The sequence below is a fragment of the Pedobacter nototheniae genome (assembly GCF_004335085.1).
Taxonomy (GTDB): domain Bacteria; phylum Bacteroidota; class Bacteroidia; order Sphingobacteriales; family Sphingobacteriaceae; genus Pedobacter; species Pedobacter nototheniae.
In genome coordinates, this window is the sequence record NZ_RQRS01000025.1 from 32272 (window position 1) to 45157 (window position 12886).

The 12886-nt window shown below is 34.3% G+C and carries 16 protein-coding genes; 11 read left to right on the forward strand and 5 right to left on the reverse strand.

Going from position 1 to position 12886, the window contains the following annotated elements:
* Window positions 1-30: 30 nt before the first annotated feature.
* The 4 genes from EHC72_RS18845 to EHC72_RS18860 form a co-directional block, all read right to left on the reverse strand.
* On the reverse strand, window positions 31-486 hold the full coding sequence (locus EHC72_RS18845) for a hypothetical protein (RefSeq protein WP_165585876.1): 456 nt from the start codon (window positions 484-486) through the stop codon (window positions 31-33).
* The gene (locus EHC72_RS18850) at window positions 455-952 is read right to left on the reverse strand and encodes a DUF6585 family protein (protein ID WP_317126360.1); all 498 of its coding nucleotides are present in this window, start codon (window positions 950-952) and stop codon (window positions 455-457) included. Before EHC72_RS18850 ends, EHC72_RS18845 begins: the two co-directional genes overlap by 32 nt.
* Window positions 953-1109: 157 nt before the next feature.
* The gene (locus tag EHC72_RS18855; protein WP_131539266.1) at window positions 1110-1460 is read right to left on the reverse strand and encodes an eCIS core domain-containing protein; all 351 of its coding nucleotides are present in this window, start codon (window positions 1458-1460) and stop codon (window positions 1110-1112) included.
* Between the two features lie 7 nt (window positions 1461-1467).
* Window positions 1468-2067 carry a CDP-alcohol phosphatidyltransferase family protein gene (locus EHC72_RS18860; protein WP_131539267.1) on the reverse strand — a complete coding sequence of 200 codons (600 nt, stop codon included), beginning with the start codon at window positions 2065-2067 and terminating at the stop codon, window positions 1468-1470.
* A 246-nt stretch (window positions 2068-2313) separates the two neighbouring features.
* Here EHC72_RS18860 and EHC72_RS18865 point away from each other — a divergent pair, with 246 nt between their 5' ends.
* The gene (locus tag EHC72_RS18865; RefSeq protein ID WP_131539268.1) at window positions 2314-2901 is read left to right on the forward strand and encodes a YceI family protein; all 588 of its coding nucleotides are present in this window, start codon (window positions 2314-2316) and stop codon (window positions 2899-2901) included.
* A gap of 352 nt (window positions 2902-3253) precedes the next feature.
* On the opposite strand, the gene EHC72_RS18870 is transcribed toward EHC72_RS18865, so the two are convergent.
* Window positions 3254-4018 carry an MBL fold metallo-hydrolase gene (locus EHC72_RS18870; RefSeq protein ID WP_170311738.1) on the reverse strand — a complete coding sequence of 255 codons (765 nt, stop codon included), beginning with the start codon at window positions 4016-4018 and terminating at the stop codon, window positions 3254-3256.
* A gap of 123 nt (window positions 4019-4141) precedes the next feature.
* Between EHC72_RS18870 and EHC72_RS18875 the strand changes: the two genes are divergently transcribed.
* From EHC72_RS18875 to EHC72_RS18920, 10 genes are all read left to right on the forward strand, one after another.
* Window positions 4142-5467 carry a sulfatase-like hydrolase/transferase gene (locus tag EHC72_RS18875; protein ID WP_131539270.1) on the forward strand — a complete coding sequence of 442 codons (1326 nt, stop codon included), beginning with the start codon at window positions 4142-4144 and terminating at the stop codon, window positions 5465-5467.
* Window positions 5468-5580: 113 nt separating this feature from the next.
* Window positions 5581-7281 carry a single-stranded-DNA-specific exonuclease RecJ gene (recJ, locus tag EHC72_RS18880; RefSeq protein ID WP_131539271.1) on the forward strand — a complete coding sequence of 567 codons (1701 nt, stop codon included), beginning with the start codon at window positions 5581-5583 and terminating at the stop codon, window positions 7279-7281.
* 78 nt (window positions 7282-7359) lie between these two features.
* Window positions 7360-8094 (forward strand): LPS export ABC transporter ATP-binding protein, encoded by a 735-nt coding sequence (lptB, locus tag EHC72_RS18885; RefSeq protein WP_131539272.1) that lies wholly within the window; start codon window positions 7360-7362, stop codon window positions 8092-8094.
* 15 nt (window positions 8095-8109) lie between these two features.
* Complete coding sequence (locus tag EHC72_RS18890) at window positions 8110-9630, forward strand: GH3 auxin-responsive promoter family protein (protein ID WP_131539273.1); 1521 nt, start codon at window positions 8110-8112, stop codon at window positions 9628-9630.
* A 4-nt stretch (window positions 9631-9634) separates the two neighbouring features.
* A complete protein-coding gene (locus EHC72_RS18895; protein ID WP_131539274.1) occupies window positions 9635-10045 on the forward strand; it encodes a hypothetical protein in 411 nt (136 codons plus the stop codon).
* A gap of 9 nt (window positions 10046-10054) precedes the next feature.
* Complete coding sequence (locus tag EHC72_RS18900; RefSeq protein WP_246029466.1) at window positions 10055-10684, forward strand: DUF2306 domain-containing protein; 630 nt, start codon at window positions 10055-10057, stop codon at window positions 10682-10684.
* Window positions 10685-10720: 36 nt separating this feature from the next.
* Window positions 10721-11602, forward strand: coding sequence for a YARHG domain-containing protein (locus EHC72_RS18905; protein ID WP_131539275.1), 882 nt, complete (start codon window positions 10721-10723; stop codon window positions 11600-11602).
* A gap of 17 nt (window positions 11603-11619) precedes the next feature.
* Window positions 11620-12048 carry a YkvA family protein gene (locus EHC72_RS18910; protein WP_131539276.1) on the forward strand — a complete coding sequence of 143 codons (429 nt, stop codon included), beginning with the start codon at window positions 11620-11622 and terminating at the stop codon, window positions 12046-12048.
* Window positions 12032-12355, forward strand: a complete 324-nt coding sequence (locus EHC72_RS23325; RefSeq protein ID WP_131539277.1) for a DUF2752 domain-containing protein — start codon at window positions 12032-12034, stop codon at window positions 12353-12355. Before EHC72_RS18910 ends, EHC72_RS23325 begins: the two co-directional genes overlap by 17 nt.
* A gap of 2 nt (window positions 12356-12357) precedes the next feature.
* Window positions 12358-12828: a CCC motif membrane protein gene (locus EHC72_RS18920; RefSeq protein WP_199158096.1), complete on the forward strand. Its 471-nt coding sequence runs from the start codon at window positions 12358-12360 to the stop codon at window positions 12826-12828.
* Window positions 12829-12886 lie beyond the last annotated feature (58 nt).

The following is a 12886-nucleotide window of genomic DNA, read 5'->3' on the forward strand; positions in this document are numbered from 1 at the left end:
AAAACTTGCAGATTTTTTTTGATTAAAAAATTAGCCTTTCAAAAAGAACTGCTGTGTTTTCTTATCATATTTTAATGTATACTTTTTGCCAGGCTCAGTAAAAAACTTCTGTTGCACTTTACCATTGTAGGTATAAGTTATCTTATTTAGCACAACATTATGGCTTTGAGAAATCCATTCAATTTCTAGTTCAACTTCGCCAGCGTTTACAGTAAAACCACTCATTTGTCCTAAGGCGGTTCTTTTGTACTCGTTATCCAAGCTTTGGCTTAAAACCCGATGCACATAAACGCCCTCTCGGCGTTCGCTACCAAGAAAGGCAATAAAAGCCTTTGAGGGGTTGTTTTTTAAAAAGTCGTTTAATTTTTTGCCGATAAAAAAGCCGTATGCAATGGGCACGGCGGCAACAATAACAATTAGGGTAATGATTAATGAAAGAGGCATATATTTAAATTTATTGGTTACTGAAAGAGGTTCTAAGTTCAAAATCAACCATTTTGCCGTATTTATCAAGCGAAGTGGTTAAGTTTTCATAATCATCAGAACTTAGTTCGATAGTACTATCATCCGTTTTGGTGAAAATGAATTCAAATTCATCACGTTTCTGAACATATTTATAGCTTTTAATATCTGCTAGCATTAATGTTTTTGTAGATGATCCTTTATGAATAATCATTCCATCACTATAAAAGGAAATTTTACTTTTTAAGGTATTTACCCTATCGTAGCCATACCACAAGCATAATGCAGCTATAAGTAGTACAAAAATTTTAAAGCCAGTTCCCATTTGCGCCCATACAGAAACGCTGTATCCAATGGCTATAAGCGCTACAGCAAAGGAAATAATGCAATGAACAATTATTAAGGATTTTCGACTTTTAATTTCGAATAGTAGTTCTCCCATTATCTTATGTTTTAGTTTACAATAAGCAATATTAATCCGGTTGGCGATTAAATATAGGTTTAGATATAATTAAAAAAATAATTAGTAAATGATACACTAATATATGAAATGAGCCTATAAAAAGAAGAATCTATACCGATGAAATTCTTGGTAGATACCCATTATTAGATTTTGATTTTCAGTTTTTTACACCTGAGGGGAAAACTTACTCCCTGGATATTTTTACCGCTTTCTTACCCATTTCATCGGCAATTTTTTCCAGATCATCACGCTCATTTACTTCTGTGTTTGAAGATTGTACAGCTCCTGTTGGTTTAACTCTGCCTTGCTTCTGTTGTACTACGTGCCAGGCTTCGTGAGGCAGATGATTTTCCTGATTAGGCCCCACATGAATATTAGCTCCTTGAGCAAAAGTATCCGCACTAAGTTTTTCTGGCTTGTCAGAATTATAATGAACTCTTACGTTATCCATTGATACGCCAGATAGCTCTTCTATTCCTTTTTTAAGATTGGCCGAAAGATTATTCTCACTTGCTTTTTTAGAAGGTTTCATCATTTAATATTTAACCGTTAAATAATTTATTTCGTTTAATTTCTTTCCCTTTTCGGATTTGAATGGCGTGATAAAAACTTGGAATATCATGTTTCCACTCCGGAAGAATTAAAATAATAAGTATAACATCTAAGTGGCTAATCAATCCAACAATAAGTGTTAAGTAGAACGTAAAACCTGCCTGATTAAATCCAATTAAGCCTGTAAAGGCTATAAGAAGTGTAATACCCCATATTTTTGAAATGATGGAATGCGTACAAGTTTCTTTTTTAAACTTAATGAGGCTTATTACGTAGCAAAGTGCTTCCATCATCAGGATAATCCAGATGCCTGTTAAATTATCTTTAAGAATATCTGCTCGTAAAATCCACGTAGCAACAGCAATAGAAAGCCAAAAAATTAAGTCTGTTTGACTATCTAATCTTCTTAGTTTCTCCGTTGATATATTTTGTTTACGTGCAATAATTCCATCAAAAATATCTGTTAGCAATCCAATATACATCAGCACAACAATTAAAATTTTTGAACTTTCGCCCATAAAGTATGCAGAAGCAATAATTATTGGCGCACTTAAAAACCTGGATAAGATTAAAATTTGAGGTAAATTCATGATTTGCGTTAAAAGATAGAGCAATATAGATGATAATTTTTATAGCTACTAATTGTTATGTAATGTTTCGATGCACTTGTTTTAACTAAAAATTAAAAATAGCGTACAACCAATTAAACCTTCAGGATAATTTTTTAGTCTATCCACTTAATTAAAATAATTCTAATTAATTTTAAAATCTTAACATAGGTCAATAACAAGAGATAGACCATTTGCATACCTTTACAAAAATTAAAAAACCAGAAAATGAAATTAAAAATCAGCTCAATCTTTTTATTAGTGGCAGTAGTAGCATTGTCAGCTTTTAAAAACCCTACAAAACCAGTTACTTACACTGTTGATGCAGCAAAATCAACCATCACTTGGATTGGTAAAAAAGTAACAGGTTCTCACAACGGAACAATCACTTTAAAATCAGGATCATTAAATGTTGATGGTAAAAATGTTACTGGTGGTACTTTCACCATTGATATGAACTCAATTAAAGATGCTGATGGTAGCGAAAAATTAGAAGGCCACTTAAAAGCAGATGATTTTTTCGGTACAGCTAAGTTCCCAACTTCAACTTTCGTAATTACTAAAGTTGCGGGTTCAGGTGCAAACGTAACAGTTTCAGGTAACTTAACTATTAAAGGCATTACTAAACCATTAACTTTCCCTGCAACTGTAGCAGTAAATGCTGATGGTACTGTTTCTGCTTTAGCTGGTAAAATTTTAGTTGATAGAACTAAATATGACATCAGATATGGTTCAAAATCTTTCTTCGATAGCATTGGCGACAAAGCGATTGATGATAACTTTGAAATAAGCGTGAAATTAGTAGCTAAAAAATAAGGCCCTATCTCATCCTTGAATGATGAGCGTTAAAGGTAAAAGATCTCGGTGTTTGTCGAGATCTTTTTGTTTTTATAGTTTTTAAGATTATGAAAAGCAATTGCAGAATAATTATTAATGTTTGTTCCCGCTCTCCATTAAATCTTTTGTCTTATTCTTCGCAAGAGCTCATTATAACAGACAAAAGTATATCGCTACGATCAGGTTTAGGAACTTAATTCAATACAAGAAACTAAGGTTGCAAAGTTCCCCATTAGCTAAAGTAAGGTTTTAACTAATTCATGTTTAGTTGCTTTTCTCTTTAGTCTTGGCTCTTTAGTCTTTTCTCTTTAGTCTTTCCGCTTTGGTCTTCTTATCTTATTCTAAAACCACCTTCAACTTCATCAACAAAACCTGTAGCAGCACTTTTACCATGATAAAATAGACATTCCCAGTTTTCTGCAGCAGCTCTTTTACCAAATTCCTTGCGAAGTTCCATGGCTTTTCGTCCGTCGAAATCATATTTAGCAATAAAGTTTTTAACGAGTTCTTCAGGTTCAGGCAAAACATCGCCACCAAAAAATACCTTCTGATTACCTTCTGTTAATAGAAAAACCTGATGGTTTGGACAATGTGCTCCTGTAAACTCGTAGCTTATTGTTTCATCCAAATTACCATCTCCCTCAATAAAATGTAACTGGGCATTTCGCTGTACAAAATCAAAAATATCGGTATGGTAAGAAGTAGAAGTGCTACTAAAAGCCGTTTCCCATTCGCCGCGATTGATTACATATTCCGCATCAGGAAAACTCAACTCCGTTTTATCTCTCAGTTTATGCACCATGCCACCAGAATGATCGTAATGTAAGTGCGACATTAAAACTTTGGTTACATCGGTAGGATCGAAGCCAGCATTTCTAATATTCTTATGCAAAATCAATTCACCCTGTTCATCACTAAAACCTAAACCGGTATCAAATAAAACAAGGTCATTTTTAAGCTCAACTAAAAAGGGTTGAACATTTATAAACAAAGATGCTGGTCTATCTTTAAAACTATGTATGGCGGGGTCAAACGGAACAAATTTTTTGCTGGCATCAACAGAATAAGTTCCTTCGAATAAGGTGTAAACTTGCAAAATATTAAGATTTATTGTTTCAGTGCAAAGTTAACAATCTATTTGCACTATCGTTTTGGTAAAAGCCTGGTTACTTCCTTTTATTGTAAAAAATCATTCCTAAATTTCAAGCAAATTATTTTCATGAAAAGAGCTTTACCAATTTTTGTACTCCTTTTTAGTTTAATTAACGGATTATTTGCACAACAAAAGCCTAATGTAATTATTGTTTTGGCTGATGATATGGGCTATAGTGATATCTCGTGCTATGGAAACCCCTTAATAAAAACTCCCTTTTTAGATGGCATGGCAAGTAAAGGTGTTAAGGCTACCAATTTTGTAACTACCTCACCAACCTGTACGCCATCACGGGCCTCACTATTAACGGGCAGATATTGTAGTCGTATGGATTTGCCTTTTCCAATTGGCCCAGGCGATAAGCGTGGTATGCCTGAGGATGAAGTTACCATTGCCCAAATGTTAAAAACATCAGGTTATAATACCGCTTTGGTTGGTAAATGGCACCTGGGAGATCATGGTATTTCATTGCCAAATAAAAAAGGTTTCGATGAATTTTATGGCATGCTTTACAGTCATGATTACCGAGCACCTTATGTAAAAACAGATACAACGATTAAAATATTCAGAAACACTAAACCCGAAATTTATAAACCTCAGGATAGTGCTTTAATTGGTTTATACACAAAAGAATCAATCGATTTTATAAAGAGGAGTACGAAGAGTAAAAAACCTTTCTTTTTATATCTGGCTCAAAATATGCCACATTTGCCTGTTGCTTTTGCCGCCCAAAAAACTAGAAAAAAACCATCTGCTGGGGGCGAACTTGGCGATGTGATTGAAGATATGGATGCCGCTTTAGCACAAATTTGGAAACAGGTTATGGCATCCGGACAAGCCGATAATACCATTTTTATCTTTACAAGCGATAATGGACCTTGGATTAATGCGCCATCAAGAATGTATGAAGATGGTTTTACCAAGTTTTATCATGTAGGTTCTGCAGGTATTTTTAGAGGTTCAAAAGCAATTTCTTATGAGGGCGGGCATCGTGTTCCATTTATTGTATATTGGAAAGGACATACAATAGCCGATGGACAGCTAACAAAGCCATTTTCTAATTTAGATGTTTTTCCTACAATTGCCGAGTGGACAAAGACTAAACTTCCGGATAAAGTTTATGATGGAGAATCGGTTTCGGGTTTATTAACCAATAAAAATGATCAAAAAGTACACCGTCCAATTTATTATCACAATTATGTTTTGGAAGGCGTAAAAGATGGTGATTGGAAATTACGAATCACTAAAAAGGATAATCAGGAATTAGTTGAGCTTTTCAATCTATCCTGGGATCCATCCGAACGAGTAAACTTGATTGATGAAAGCAAATTTGCAAACCAAAAAGAGCATCTTTTAAAACTTTTTAAAGAATATCCAGGCAATTCTAAATAAGTAAATACCAATATTTTCCGTATTATGTTTTTGAATTGTATATTTTGAACCACCTGAAGGGCTGGTAAGAGTATCAATTAAAATGTATATTTACTGTTCGGAAACAATAATAGATGGAAAAAAGATGGGTGCTGGCATCAAAGTGTAATGATGATACCGTAACAACAATAGCTGAACAACTTAACATAGATCGCTCACTTGCTGAAATTTTAGTTAATAGAAATATTTGCGATTTCGATCAGGCTAAGGATTTTTTCAGACCACAAATCGATCATCTTCACGATCCTTTTTTAATGAAGGATATGGATATAGCCATCAATCGTATTGAAAAAGCAATGACTAATGGAGAGAAAATTCTTATCTATGGTGATTATGATGTAGATGGAACAACCTCTGTTGCTTTGGCTTATAGCTTTTTTTCTCAACTTACTAAAAATATAGAATACTATATTCCAGATCGCTACTTAGAAGGTTATGGTATCTCTACCGCTGGAATTGATTATGCACGCGCCAATGGATTTTCGTTAATTATTGCCTTAGATTGCGGCATAAAGTCCATTGATAAAATTGATTACGCCAACAGTTTTAATATAGATTTTATTATTTGCGATCACCACTTACCAGGTGATGAATTGCCGAAAGCAATTGCCGTTTTAGATCCAAAAAGAAACGATTGCGAATATCCTTTTAAAGAGCTCGCTGGCTGCGGAATAGGTTTTAAATTGGCTCAGGCTTACGCTCAGAAACATAATTTACCCCAAAACACTTATCTGCAATATCTTGATTTAGTTATGGTAAGTATTGCTGCAGATATTGTTCCTGTTGTTGGCGAAAATAGGATTCTGGCTTATTATGGATTACGGAAACTGAATACGAACCCTTGCCAGGGCTTAAAATCCTTAATGGAGATTTCTGGTAAAACCGAAAATTATACCATTACAGATGTTGTTTTTACTTTAGGACCTAGAATTAATGCTGCAGGGCGCATAGATCATGCAAAGCATGCTGTGGCAATGCTGCTGTGTGATGAAGAGGTAAATGCTGCTGAACAAAGTGAATTAATTAATCTAAAAAACACAGAACGAAAAACTTTCGACCAGGATATTACCCGTGAAGCCCTTGCTTTAATTGATGAAAGTGAGATTTTAATTAACCGGAAAACAACCGTTGTTTTTAATGAAAACTGGCATAAAGGTGTAATTGGAATTGTGGCTTCCCGATTAACGGAAAAATATTATCGACCAACTATTGTACTTACAAAATCTAACGGTTTGGTGGCTGGTTCGTGCCGCTCGGTTGCTGGTTTTGATTTATATGAAGCATTAAGCGGCTGCGCAGATTTGCTCGACCAATATGGTGGGCACAAATTTGCTGCGGGCTTAACCATGCAACAAGATAATGTAAATGCATTATCTGATAAGTTTGAAGAAATTGTAGCCGCCAGCATAACGAAAGAACTATTAACGCCAATGATTAAGATTGATGCTGAAATAGAACTAGCTCAGATTGATGGTAAGTTTTTTAGAATTTTATCGCAAATGGGTCCATTTGGACCCGAAAACATGTCGCCAGTTTTTGTAACACACAATGTATACCTCGCACAACGAGCCATGGCAGTTGGAGCAAATCATTTAAAAATTAATATAAAACAACAAAATTCCAGTATTTTTGAAGGCATTGCATTTGGTTTAGCAGAATTTGAAAACCTTTTACAACCAAAAGTTCCTTTTTCTGTTTGTTATACTATTGAAGAAAATATATGGCGGGAAAAAAGACGTTTGCAGCTAAATATTAAAGGAATAAAAGTTATTTAAAATATAAAATAAATCATCAACTGAAATTGTTTCAGCTCCTTTGTAATTAGGTAGTTTTGATGGTTACTAATAAAATATATGATCTTAAGAGCCGAAAACCTCGTTAAAAAATATAAGCAACGTACCGTTGTTAATGATGTTTCTTTTAACGTAAGTCAGGGAGAAATTGTTGGACTTTTAGGTCCGAATGGTGCGGGAAAAACGACTTCATTTTATATGATTGTAGGTTTAATCAAGCCAAATCAAGGTCGTATTTATTTAGAAGATGAAGATATTACCGAAGATGCCATGTATCGCCGGGCACAAAAAGGTATAGGTTATTTAGCGCAGGAAGCTTCGGTTTTTAGAAAACTTACTGTTGAAGAAAATATTTTGGCCATTTTGGAAATGAGCAAAATGAGCAAAGAAGAGCAACGCGATAAGTTAGAAGAGCTAATTAATGAATTTAGCTTGCATAAAGTTCGTAAAAATCGTGGCGATTTACTATCAGGAGGAGAGCGCCGTAGAACGGAAATTGCTAGGGCATTAGCTGCAAATCCTAATTTTATTCTTTTGGATGAGCCATTTGCCGGGGTAGATCCAATTGCGGTAGAAGAAATTCAATCCATAGTAGCCAAGCTAAAACATAAAAACATAGGCATTCTGATTACCGATCACAATGTGCAAGAAACTCTTTCTATTACTGATAGAGCATATTTACTTTTCGAAGGGAAAATTTTGGAGCAAGGAGTGCCCGAAGTTCTGGCAGAAAATGAAATGGTTAGAAAAGTATATTTGGGCTCTAACTTCGTTTTAAAACGAAAGAATTTTTAATTTTCTTTTAAGCACATGGCATTTGTAAATTCGATTTTTACCTGGTTAATGAAAAAGCGGATCCATCAGATCGAGCTTTTTATGAAATACCCGCACGATGTTCAGGAAGAGTGGTTTCATACACTTATTGATAGTGCGGAAAATACAGAATGGGGCAAACTATACGATTACAAATCTATTTTAACGCCCCAACAATATCAGGAACGTGTTCCAATTCAAAATTATGATACCCTAAAACCTTACATCGAAAGGATGTTGGCGGGGGAGCAAAATATTCTTTGGCCTTCCGATATTAAATGGTTCGCAAAATCATCAGGCACAACGAGTGATAGAAGCAAATTTATTCCTGTTTCAGAAGAAAGCCTCGAAGAATGCCACTTCAAGGGCGGTAAAGATATGCTTTCCATTTACTGTAATAACCGCCCAGATAATCAAATGTTTACTGGAAAAGGTTTGGTTTTAGGCGGAAGTCATCAGGTAAATCAATTAAATGAAGATTGCTTTTATGGTGATTTATCAGCTGTTTTGATTAAAAACCTGCCAATTTGGGCTGAATATTATCGTACACCAGATATGTCCATCGCTTTGATGGATAATTACGAAATAAAAATGGATCGGATGGCCGAAGCCACCATTCAGGAAAATGTAACCAGTATTTCTGGCGTACCAACATGGACAATTGTGCTTGCTAAAAAAGTTTTAGAACTTACTGGTAAAAGCAATTTACTAGAAGTGTGGCCAAATTTAGAGCTTTATGTGCACGGGGCAGTAAATTTTGCGCCCTACCGAGAGCAGTTTAAACAACTCATTCCATCAGATGAAATGTATTATCTGGAAACTTATAATGCATCCGAAGGTTTTTTTGGTATTCAAGATCAGGATAATTCTGAAGAAATGTTGTTAATGCTGGATTACGGCATCTTTTATGAATTTATTCCAATGGAAAATATTCATGACGAAAACCCTGCTGCTCTACTTTTGGGAGAAGTAGAACTTTATAAAAATTATGCAATTGTAATTTCTACAAACGGTGGTTTATGGCGCTATATGATTGGCGATACCATTCAATTTACGTCTTTATCTCCTTATAGAATAAAAATTACTGGAAGAACTAAACATTTTATTAATGCTTTTGGCGAAGAAGTAATTATTGATAATGCTGAACAGGCGCTAACAAAGGCATGTTTAGAAACTGGCGCCGAAATTAAAGATTATACTGCTGGGCCAATTTATTTTAAGGGAGAGCAAGCGGGGGGGCATGAGTGGATTATTGAGTTTGATAAACAACCACATGATTTTGAAAAGTTTGTGGATGTAATGGATCAAACCTTAAGAGAGGTAAATTCTGATTACGATGCTAAACGTTTTAAAGATATGGCTCTGCGTCGCCCTCAAGTGCATAATGCACCAGAAAATACTTTTTATAATTGGTTAAAAGCTAAAGATAAATTAGGTGGACAGCATAAGGTGCCACGCTTGGCAAATGAGCGTAAATATGTAGATGATATTTTAGAAATGATTAAATCTAATCGTTAATTATATGACCAGAGGAATTTTCATTTTTTTGATGATCTGCTTTTTATCAATCCGTGTTTTTGCCCAAACAAAAGAAAGTTATAAAGCTAGTATTGCTTATAAAATTGTAGAAAGTTCATCCAAATACAAGCAATATACCAAAGGCCTTTACGAAAGAGTTGTTAAAAATGGCGGTCAGTCATTTGGTTTAATGTTGGAAAGTAGTCCTAATCCTAAGGCAGATTTATCTCAAAATTATTCTAAAACATACGATTTTAACCTTCACGAAAGTTATACGGACCGAATGCCGATTATAGCAAGATTTGTTTTCGACCCTGTTAAAAAACAACTTTATGAAGATGACGTAGTTAATGCAACGCTTGTTCCAATAACGTTTGATAGAAAATTACTTCTCCTTTTTAATAAGAAACCTTAGAAATGGCGCATGAAGAAATACCTAAATTATACACAACTTATATGGGTGCTATTTTTTGCGTATTTCTTTATTTTAATGCTCCAAATAACATTGCGTTACATCCCGGCGGATAGTGAAATCGCCTTCCTGCAAATAAAACAAACAGAAGTAAACAGTATAAAAGCTTATTTACCTATATTTTACATTCATGTTTATAGCGCTATTTTTGTGCTGTTTGCAGGGTTTACACAATTCAATTCTAAAATTCAATTTGGCTACAAAAGAGTTCACAGGGTTTTAGGTTATTTCTACTCAGCAGTAGTATTGCTACTTGCAGCACCATCTGGCATATTTATTGGTTGTTTTGCAAATGGTGGCATAATATCAAAGGTTTCATTTGTTTTACTTGGTATTTTATGGTTTTATTTTACAATAAAAGCCATTATTCTCATTTTGAAACGTGATGTTATTAATCATAAAAAGTACATGTGGCGAAGTTTTGCATTAACTTGTTCTGCTATCACTTTACGCCTGTGGAAGGTAATTTTAGTATATTTATTTCATCCGGCGCCAATGGATGTTTACCAAATTATAGCTTGGTTGGGCTGGATACCTAATTTATTACTTGCCGAATGGCTTATTAAAAGACAAATTATATAACTAAGTACATCATACTCTACGTAATTAATCTAACTAATGAAAAAACTCTTATTTATCGCACTCCTCTCAATCGTTATATTTTCTTGTAAAGAGAAGAAAAAAACAAATCAGAAAACTGAATCTCCTGTAGCACAAGCAGAAATCCATAAAGAATTATATGGTTTTTGGGTGGGTGATTTTCTTGTGGATACAGAAGATGAATACGAAGGAGACATGTCTGACGCTACGCCTAAACTAAACCTTGTAATTAAAAGAATAACCAAAGATACTGTAATTGCACAAAGCGTGGTATCAGGCAATAGCCGACCTTTATTGGGCAAACTTTCTGATGATGGGGGCAAAATTACCTTTATTTTAGATGAGCCGGGAACAGATAAATACGACGGGCGCTTTGAAATTAAATTAGATGGAGATACTTTAAAAGGTGTTTGGTCTGCTTATAAAACCAATTTAAAGTGGCCAAAAAAGAAATATAAATTGCAGAAAAAACAGTTCGTTTATAATGCAAACCTTATGCTTCCGAATGAAATTGACTATATAGATTGGACAGATCATAAAGTGATTGATCGTTTAGATACCCTAGATGATGGCAAAGTAGACACTATGACTAACGCTTTTTATCGAAGCGCTTCCAAACAAATTTTTGTATTAAATGCATCAACTATGGCGTTAAAGGAGAGTGACTTAAAAAACCTTCGTAAATTGGATTTACAAATTATTAAGAATACTATTTTTGCCAGACATGGTTATGCTTTTAAGAAAGTAACTTATAGAAACTTTTTCGATCCCGTGGATTGGTATGTACCCATCTCAAATAATGTAGATAACGATATAACGCCTTTAGAAAGTAAGAATATAAAGTTGATTGATCGTTTTGTGAAATATGCCGAAGACAATTATGATGCTTTTGGCCGTTAATTTGTAATAGACTTATTATGAAATTGAACAGGCAAAAAATATTAGATTTCTTTAAAAAATCAGAAGATAAAGCTACGGTTGTATTGAATGATAAAAATAAGGCTAAGCAGACCATTCAGGATGCATTGGGTAAAGCGGTAACCAATAAAGGAGATTTGGAGGGGATTTGGACTAAACTGTTATTATTGTTTGCAGTTTCTAAGGATTATGTAAATGGTAATTACACCGAGATACCTAAAAGATCTATTATAGCAATTATTGGCGGCTTAATTTATTTCCTCTCGCCAATTGATGTGGTTCCCGATTTTATTCCTGTATTGGGTTTTATAGATGACGTATTTATTTTAAATTTGGTTTATAAACAAGTTGTAAAAGATTTGGAGAAATATAAAATCTGGAAAGATCAGCAAGACAATATCATTAGTTTAGATGGCGCATCAGGATAGTGGTTTTTTAGATTGGCTGAGTCATCACCTTTTAACTTGCCCGTTAAAGGCTCACTTTGGGGTAGATTGCCCGGGTTGTGGTTTGCAGCGGTCTGTTATAAGTTTGTTTAAAGGAAATATTGTTGAGTCATTTAAATTATATCCGGCAACTATACCCTTAATTTTTATCGTTATTTTTACGCTATTACACCTTAAATTCGATTTTAAATTTGGCGCACAGTTGATAAAAATTGTATTTGCAGGTGTTGCAGTAATTATTATAATCAATTACATTTACAAAATATACAACCACCAATTACTAAATTAGCTATGTCTGAAGAACAAGAAAATCAACCAATCGAGCCAATTAGGAACGAATCAAATGCTGTAGAACCAATAAGTAATGGTCCTGGCCAGCCACCACCATTTCAACAACCACCACCATTTGGTCAGTTCGGAGGAGGAATGGGACAACCGAATTTGCCTAATGCTACTATTGCATTAGTTTTAGGTATTTTATCTATTCCAGGCTGTTGCTGCTACGGTATAGGTTTGGTATTTGGAATTATTGCTTGGGTTTTATCAAATGGGGATATTAAAAAATATAACCTTAACCCTAATGGCTATTCATTATCATCTTATAAAAATACCAAAGCAGGTAAAATTTGTGCCATCATAGGTGTTGTTTTAAGCGCATTATACATCATTCTTTTAGTTGTATCTATTGCAATTTTTGGATGGGCTGCACTTAGAGATCCTCAGATGATGAAAGAGTTATTGCAACAAAAAGGTCTTCAGTAAGAGACTTATAACTTTTTAATTTTACCTTAAAAATATAAATCGAACAGTTTCTACTGTT

Excerpts from the sequence above, each read along its gene's own strand:
- EHC72_RS18855 (WP_131539266.1), bottom strand. The coding sequence starts at position 1,460 with ATGATGAAACCTTCTAAAAAAGCAAGTGAGAATAATCTTTCGGCCAAT.
- EHC72_RS18860 (WP_131539267.1), bottom strand. The coding sequence starts at position 2,067 with ATGAATTTACCTCAAATTTTAATCTTATCCAGGTTTTTAAGTGCGCCA.
- EHC72_RS18865 (WP_131539268.1), top strand. The coding sequence starts at position 2,314 with ATGAAATTAAAAATCAGCTCAATCTTTTTATTAGTGGCAGTAGTAGCA.
- EHC72_RS18875 (WP_131539270.1), top strand. The coding sequence starts at position 4,142 with ATGAAAAGAGCTTTACCAATTTTTGTACTCCTTTTTAGTTTAATTAAC.
- recJ (WP_131539271.1), top strand. The coding sequence starts at position 5,581 with ATGGAAAAAAGATGGGTGCTGGCATCAAAGTGTAATGATGATACCGTA.
- lptB (WP_131539272.1), top strand. The coding sequence starts at position 7,360 with ATGATCTTAAGAGCCGAAAACCTCGTTAAAAAATATAAGCAACGTACC.
- EHC72_RS18890 (WP_131539273.1), top strand. The coding sequence starts at position 8,110 with ATGGCATTTGTAAATTCGATTTTTACCTGGTTAATGAAAAAGCGGATC.
- EHC72_RS18895 (WP_131539274.1), top strand. The coding sequence starts at position 9,635 with ATGACCAGAGGAATTTTCATTTTTTTGATGATCTGCTTTTTATCAATC.
- EHC72_RS18900 (WP_246029466.1), top strand. The coding sequence starts at position 10,055 with ATGAAGAAATACCTAAATTATACACAACTTATATGGGTGCTATTTTTT.
- EHC72_RS18905 (WP_131539275.1), top strand. The coding sequence starts at position 10,721 with ATGAAAAAACTCTTATTTATCGCACTCCTCTCAATCGTTATATTTTCT.
- EHC72_RS18910 (WP_131539276.1), top strand. The coding sequence starts at position 11,620 with ATGAAATTGAACAGGCAAAAAATATTAGATTTCTTTAAAAAATCAGAA.
- EHC72_RS23325 (WP_131539277.1), top strand. The coding sequence starts at position 12,032 with ATGGCGCATCAGGATAGTGGTTTTTTAGATTGGCTGAGTCATCACCTT.
- EHC72_RS18920 (WP_199158096.1), top strand. The coding sequence starts at position 12,358 with ATGTCTGAAGAACAAGAAAATCAACCAATCGAGCCAATTAGGAACGAA.